This is a genomic window from Pseudomonas sp. HMWF006, from assembly GCF_003061205.1.
Lineage (GTDB): Bacteria > Pseudomonadota > Gammaproteobacteria > Pseudomonadales > Pseudomonadaceae > Aquipseudomonas > Aquipseudomonas monsensis.
Window position 1 is genome coordinate 1 of the sequence record NZ_QAIU01000307.1, and the last position, 5,899, is coordinate 5,899.

Consider the following 5,899-nt stretch of genomic DNA (forward strand, 5'->3'; position numbering starts at 1 on the left):
GTATTGGCGGCCAGTACGGACAGGGTCAGGGCGAGGATCAGTCGGGTTTTCATGTCGTTTACTCCAGATTCGTTGGCGGGTGTGTCTTGCATGGGTTTCATGCTACGCCAGTTAATTTGATTAAAAGGCGCAAATTAATGCTAAAAACAATCAATTAAGTTGATATTAAGGCCGGCGCATCGAAATCGCTTTCGCCGTCGAAGCGAGCGTCGCGCAGGTCATTGATCAGGTGTTTGCAGGATGCAGCGGCAGGATTAATCGCTGTTTTTCCCTGTGTGACAGTTTTTTCATACTTTCCCGACCGCTTTTTCACCCCTGCAACGCCAGTCTGCCCCCGGCCAGAAGACCAAGAACCGGCCGTCATACACTGGAGCCTTACGTGCAATGAACAAACTTCCTCAAATCACCCTGGCCTTCTGGGTCATGAAAATCTGTGCGACGACCCTGGGGGAAACCGCGGGGGATTTGCTGTCGATGACCCTCAATGTCGGCTATGCCATCAGCTCGCTTATTCTGATCAGCGTGTTCGTCCTGACCCTGATTACGCAACTGATGGCCAAGACCTACAAGCCGTTGCTGTACTGGATCGTGATCCTGTCCACCAGCACCGCCGGCACCACCATGTCCGACTTCATGGACCGCACCCTCGAGTTGGGGTATGCCACCGGGTCGATGATCCTGATTGCGATCCTGCTGGCGATCTTCGCCGCGTGGCGCCTGAGCGGTGATTCGCTCAACGTCAGCAAGGTGCAGACCTTCCGTGGCGAGATGTTCTACTGGATGGCGATTTTGTTCTCCAACACCCTCGGCACTGCGCTCGGTGACTACCTGGCAGATGATTCGGGCCTGGGGTTTGCCGGTGGCGCGTTGCTGATCGGCTCGACGATTGCCGTGGTCGTGCTGCTGAAATACTTCACGAAGATTTCCACGGTGGTGCTGTTCTGGGTGGCGTTCGTGCTGACCCGGCCGTTCGGTGCGACCTTGGGTGACTTGATGACCAAGTCCCACGAGAAGGGCGGGCTGGACTTTGGCACCATCGGTTCGTCGGCGGTGCTGGCGGGGATTCTTCTGGTGATGATTGTCGGGGCGTCGTATGCGCAGAAACGTTATGGCAAGCCGCAGGTTGCCGAGTTGACTTAATACCGAGTTGACCTCATTCGCGAGCAAGCTCGCTCCCACAGGGTAATGGGGTGCCCACAGAATATGTGAACACCACCGACCACTGTGGGAGCGAGCTTGCTCGCGAAGGGGCCAGAACAATCACCACAATGGTGACTGAATCTACACCGATCAGTCAGTCACGATCCGCGAGTGCTTCTGGGTGTCTTTCATGGTGATGTACACCAGCAACGACACCGCGATGCACGCCGTCACGTACCAGTAGTAACCGGTCTCCATGCCGATGCTCTTGAACCACAGCGCGATGTATTCGGCGGTACCGCCGAAGATCGACACGGTCAGTGCGTACGGCAGGCCGACGCCCAGCGCGCGGATTTCGGTCGGGAACAATTCGGCTTTCACCACTGCGTTGATCGAGGTGTAGCCGCTGACGATGATCAGCGCCGCCATGATCAGGAAGAACGCGCCCCACCAGCTCTGAATCGTGTGCAAGGTCATCAGGATCGGCACGGTGAAGATCGTCCCCAACACGCCGAAGGCGATCAGGATCGGACGCCGACCGATTTTATCGGACAGGCCACCGATGATCGGTTGCAGGCACATGAACAGGAACAGCGTGGCGGCAGAAATGGTGGTCGAGTCGGAGATGCTCATGCCGACGGTGTTCACCAGGTATTTCTGCATGTAGGTGGTGTAGGTGTAGAACGCCAGGGTGCCGCCCATGGTCAGGCCGACCACGGTCAACAGCTCTTTCGGGTGGCGCAGCAAGGTGCGCATCGCGCTTTCCTTGGACTTTTCTTTCTTGGTGAACGACTCGGTTTCTTCCATGCCACGACGCAGGTACAGCGCCACGATGGCACACAGCGCGCCGATGGCGAACGGAATACGCCAGCCCCACGCGTACAGTTGCTCGGTGGTCAGCACGTTCTGCAGCACGATCAACACGCCCAGCGCGATGAGCTGGCCGGAAATCAGGGTCACGTACTGGAAACTGGAGAAGAAGCCGCGACGTTCCTTGGTCGCCATCTCCGAGAGATAGGTCGCCGAGGTGCCGTATTCGCCACCGACCGACAGGCCTTGCAGCAGGCGGGCGAACACCAGCAGGATCGGCGCGCCGATACCGATGGTTTCGTAGTTCGGGCTGAGGGCGATCAGCAGCGAGCCGAAGCACATCAGGTAGACCGAGGCCATCAGGGCTTTCTTGCGGCCGACCTTGTCAGCGTACAGGCCCATCAGCCAGCCACCGATCGGACGCATCAGAAAACCCACGGCGAAGATCGCGGCGGTGTTCATCAGTTGCGCGGTGGAGGAACCGGCGGGGAAAAAGGTTTTGGCGAAGTACAGCGAGAAGGCGGCATACACATACCAGTCGTACCACTCGACCATGTTGCCGACAGAACCGCTGAAGATCGATTTGATCCGGCTGGCTGTGGTTTTTTCTTTGGCCGGCACGGCCGCCGACCCAAGAGGCAGGGCGTTGGAGTTATCCATTGAAGGATCCTTCGTTTAATTGTTTTTGTGGAGCGCGTCGAAACGCAGCCTGCGGGGGCTGTAGCAGGAGCTGTGCCAACGGGGGGAGGGCCGGTTTAGAGGGGGTGACGGGATTGGGTGAGCGGGATATCGCCGAAAGATTTGGTTTGATGAGCGGATTTCCGCTCATTGGGGCGAAGATCAGAAGCCCCTCACCCTGGCCCTCTCCCGGAGGGAGAGGGGACTGACCGAGTGGATTGTTCGAGGTGCACCGGCCTGAGATATCGAGTCGAACTCAGGTTTGAATAGCACAAAGATCGGCTCCCTCTCCCTCTACCCCTTGGGGGAGAGGGCTGGGGTGAGGGGGATGGATCCCGGCCACACCAAAAATCCCGACCCGCCCTCATTCAGCCAAAAACATCTCCCGGCTCAACCCATGTCGCTGCATCTTTTCATTGAACGTGCGGCGCGGCAGTTGCAGTTCTTCGAGCACCGCTTTCACATCGCCCCTGTGCCGGGTCAATGCCGCGCGCAGACACTGCGCTTCAAACGCTTCCTGCTGCGCGGCGAGGGACTGGCCCGGATCGATTCCTTGCACCGGCTCATCCAGCCCCAGCACCTGGCGTTCGGCAACGTTGGCCAGTTCGCGCACATTCCCCGGCCAGTCATGGCTGAGCAGGTGACTCAACTGCGCGCCGCTCAATGGCGCAAACGTCCGCCCCAGGCGCTGCGCGGCGCTTTGGGCGAAGTTGTCGAACAACAGCGGAATGTCTTCGCGACGATCACGCAACGGCGGTAAACGCAGTTCGGCGACGTTCAGGCGATACGCCAGGTCTTCCCGAAAACGTCCGGCCCGGGCTTCGTCGAGCAGGTCGGGTTTGGTCGCCGCGACAATGCGCAGATCCACGCGAATGCTCTGGTTCGAGCCCAGGCGTTCGAGTTTCTGCTCCTGCAACACCCGCAACAGTTTCACCTGTTGGGCCAGCGGCATGCTTTCGATTTCATCGAGGAACAGCGTGCCGCCATCGGCGTATTCGAGTTTGCCGATGCGCTTGCCCGATGCACCGGTGAAGGCACCGCTCTCGTGGCCGAACAGTTCGGCCTCGAACAACTGTTCAGGGATCGCCGCGCAATTGAGGGCGACGAAGGGTTTGTCCGCTCGGGAGCCAAAATCATGCAGGCAACGCGCAACCAGTTCCTTGCCGCTGCCAGTCTCGCCACGGATCAACACGTTGACCGGCAGCGCGGCCAGCTCCAGCACTTGCCGACGCAAGGTCTGCAAGCCACGGGACACGCCGAGTAGCGTCGCGTCGAGTCGGGCGCGGTGATCGGCCTGCTCGTGCAGGGCGCGGTTTTCCAGCACCAGCCGACGTTTCTCAAGGGCGCGGCGCAGGCTGCCGAGCAGGGTTTCCGGGCTGAACGGTTTCTCCAGAAAGTCGTAGGCGCCATCGCGCATCGCTTCGACGGCCATCGGCACATCGCCGTGCCCCGTGAGCAGAATCACCGGCAGGTCGGCATCGCGCTTCTGCACGTCGGCCAATAACGCCAGCCCGTCCATACCGGGCATGCGCACGTCGCTGAGGATCACCCCGGCAAAGTGCGCGGGCAGGGCGGCGAGGCATTCTTCGGCGCGGCTGAACAGCTGCACGTCGAATCCCGACAGGCTCAGCCACTGTTCGACGGCGTTGCGAATGCTGCTTTCGTCATCGACCACCATCACTGAGTTGAGCATCAGATATGCGCCTCCAGATCGATCGGCAAAGTCAGGGTGAACACCGCGCCACTGTCACCATTCTCGACGCTCAGGCGGCCGCCGGATTCATGCACGATGGCAAACGAGACCGCCAGTCCAAGCCCCAGTCCGTCGCCCACCGGTTTGGTGGTGAAGAACGGATCGAACACCTGGCTCAGGTGTTCTTCGGCAATCCCGCCGCCGTTGTCGATCACGCTCAAGCGCCACAACTGTTCATCGGCTTGCAGGCGGATTTCCAGGCGCTTGCACGGTTTGCCGTGCATTGCATCGAGGGCGTTGCGCAGCAGGTTGATCAGCACCTGTTCGAGACGGATGGCATCGCCGCGCATCCACGCCGGGCGGGTCAGGTGCAGCACCAGGCTGACCTGTTCGTCACGCAGCCGCGCATCGAGCAACTGCAGCGACTGATCGACCACCGTCGCCAGATCCAGCCGCTCGCGCAACCCGCTTGGGCTTTTGCGCGCGAAGGTTTTCAGGTGCCCGGTGAGGGCGGCCATGCGCGTGAGCATCTCGTCCACCGGTTTGAGCGCCTTGTAGGCGTCGTCGACGCGGCCATGATCGAGCAGCAGGCGCAGGGTCGCCAGTTGCATGCGCTGAGCGGTCAGCGGCTGATTGATCTCGTGGGCGAGGGCGGCGGACATTTGCCCGAGTGCGGCGAGTTTAGCCGATTGCACCAGCCCCTCTTGCGCGGTGCGCAGGTCACGGGTGCGCTCTTCGACTAACTGTTCAAGCTCTTCACGGCTGCGCTGGCGCAACTTCGCCAGACGCCAGCGCTGGTTGAGGAACAGCAGCAGAAACACCAGCGCCAGCCACACTCCGGCGGCGGCCAGGCCGGCGTTGCGCAGGTCTTCGAATGCCACTTGCGGGCGTCGCAGCAGATGCAGGGTCCAGCCTTCGGTGCTGAGCGGCAGCGATTCCCAGAGATAATCCGCAGTGCCTTGCGGACCTTCGACCCGGCGCAGATCGCTGTTGTCATCGAAGCGCCGCAGCGACAGGTGAGTCAAGGGTACGAGCGCCTGTTTATCGTACTGACGGGTGGCCTTGATCTCGGCCAGATCGGCGCTGTTCAACGTCCGCAATGAGCGATAGCGCCAGCCGGGCTGGTTGGCGATAAAGACGATGCCGCGGGCATCGCTGACCAGCAGGGTGTCAGTGCCCTGACTCCATTCGCGTTCAAGTTCAGGGAATTCCAGCTTGACCACCATCGCCCCGAGGAACTCGTCCTTGTCGCCCAGCACGGCGCTGGAGAGGAAATAACCGGGAATGCCGCTGGTCACGCCTACCGCATAAAAGCGCCCGCTGCCCTGGGTGCGGGTCTGGTTGAAGTAAGGCCGGAAACCGTAGTTGTGACCGACGTAACTGCTCGGTAGACGCCAGTTGCTGGCCGCTACGGCGAGGCCCGTGTGATCGAGCAGTTCAAGGGTCGAGGACTGCGCCGCGCCGTTGATCTTTTCCAGTTTCAGATTCAGCGCCGATTGTTCCTCGGCATCCACGGGACCGGCCAGCGCCGCACGCAACTGTGGATCCAGCGCCAGCACCGCCGGCAGGGCACGGTAG

Annotated in this window: 5 protein-coding genes; 1 reads left to right on the plus strand and 4 read right to left on the minus strand. The window is 60.8% G+C overall.

Annotated features, from left to right (window positions below):
- Positions 1–154 precede the first annotated feature (154 nt).
- Positions 155–364 carry a hypothetical protein gene (locus tag DBR24_RS12595; protein WP_128614921.1) on the minus strand — a complete coding sequence of 70 codons (210 nt, stop codon included), beginning with the start codon at positions 362–364 and terminating at the stop codon, positions 155–157.
- Between the two features lie 20 nt (positions 365–384).
- Between DBR24_RS12595 and DBR24_RS12600 the strand changes: the two genes are divergently transcribed.
- The gene (locus DBR24_RS12600) at positions 385–1,140 is read left to right on the plus strand and encodes a hypothetical protein (protein ID WP_123466341.1); all 756 of its coding nucleotides are present in this window, start codon (positions 385–387) and stop codon (positions 1,138–1,140) included.
- Between the two features lie 150 nt (positions 1,141–1,290).
- Here the strand turns inward: DBR24_RS12600 and DBR24_RS12605 are convergent, their stop codons facing one another.
- The 3 genes from DBR24_RS12605 to DBR24_RS12615 form a co-directional block, all read right to left on the minus strand.
- Positions 1,291–2,610, minus strand: coding sequence for an MFS transporter (locus DBR24_RS12605; RefSeq protein WP_128614922.1), 1,320 nt, complete (start codon positions 2,608–2,610; stop codon positions 1,291–1,293).
- 382 nt (positions 2,611–2,992) lie between these two features.
- Positions 2,993–4,321 (minus strand): sigma-54 dependent transcriptional regulator, encoded by a 1,329-nt coding sequence (locus DBR24_RS12610; RefSeq protein ID WP_128614923.1) that lies wholly within the window; start codon positions 4,319–4,321, stop codon positions 2,993–2,995.
- Positions 4,321–5,899 (minus strand): ATP-binding protein (locus DBR24_RS12615; RefSeq protein ID WP_256591436.1); only part of this gene is annotated, 1,579 nt, incomplete at its 5' end. The genes DBR24_RS12610 and DBR24_RS12615, both read right to left, overlap by 1 nt.

Excerpts from the sequence above, each read along its gene's own strand:
- DBR24_RS12595 (WP_128614921.1), bottom strand. The coding sequence starts at position 364 with ATGACGGCCGGTTCTTGGTCTTCTGGCCGGGGGCAGACTGGCGTTGCA.
- DBR24_RS12600 (WP_123466341.1), top strand. The coding sequence starts at position 385 with ATGAACAAACTTCCTCAAATCACCCTGGCCTTCTGGGTCATGAAAATC.
- DBR24_RS12605 (WP_128614922.1), bottom strand. The coding sequence starts at position 2,610 with ATGGATAACTCCAACGCCCTGCCTCTTGGGTCGGCGGCCGTGCCGGCC.
- DBR24_RS12610 (WP_128614923.1), bottom strand. The coding sequence starts at position 4,321 with ATGCTCAACTCAGTGATGGTGGTCGATGACGAAAGCAGCATTCGCAAC.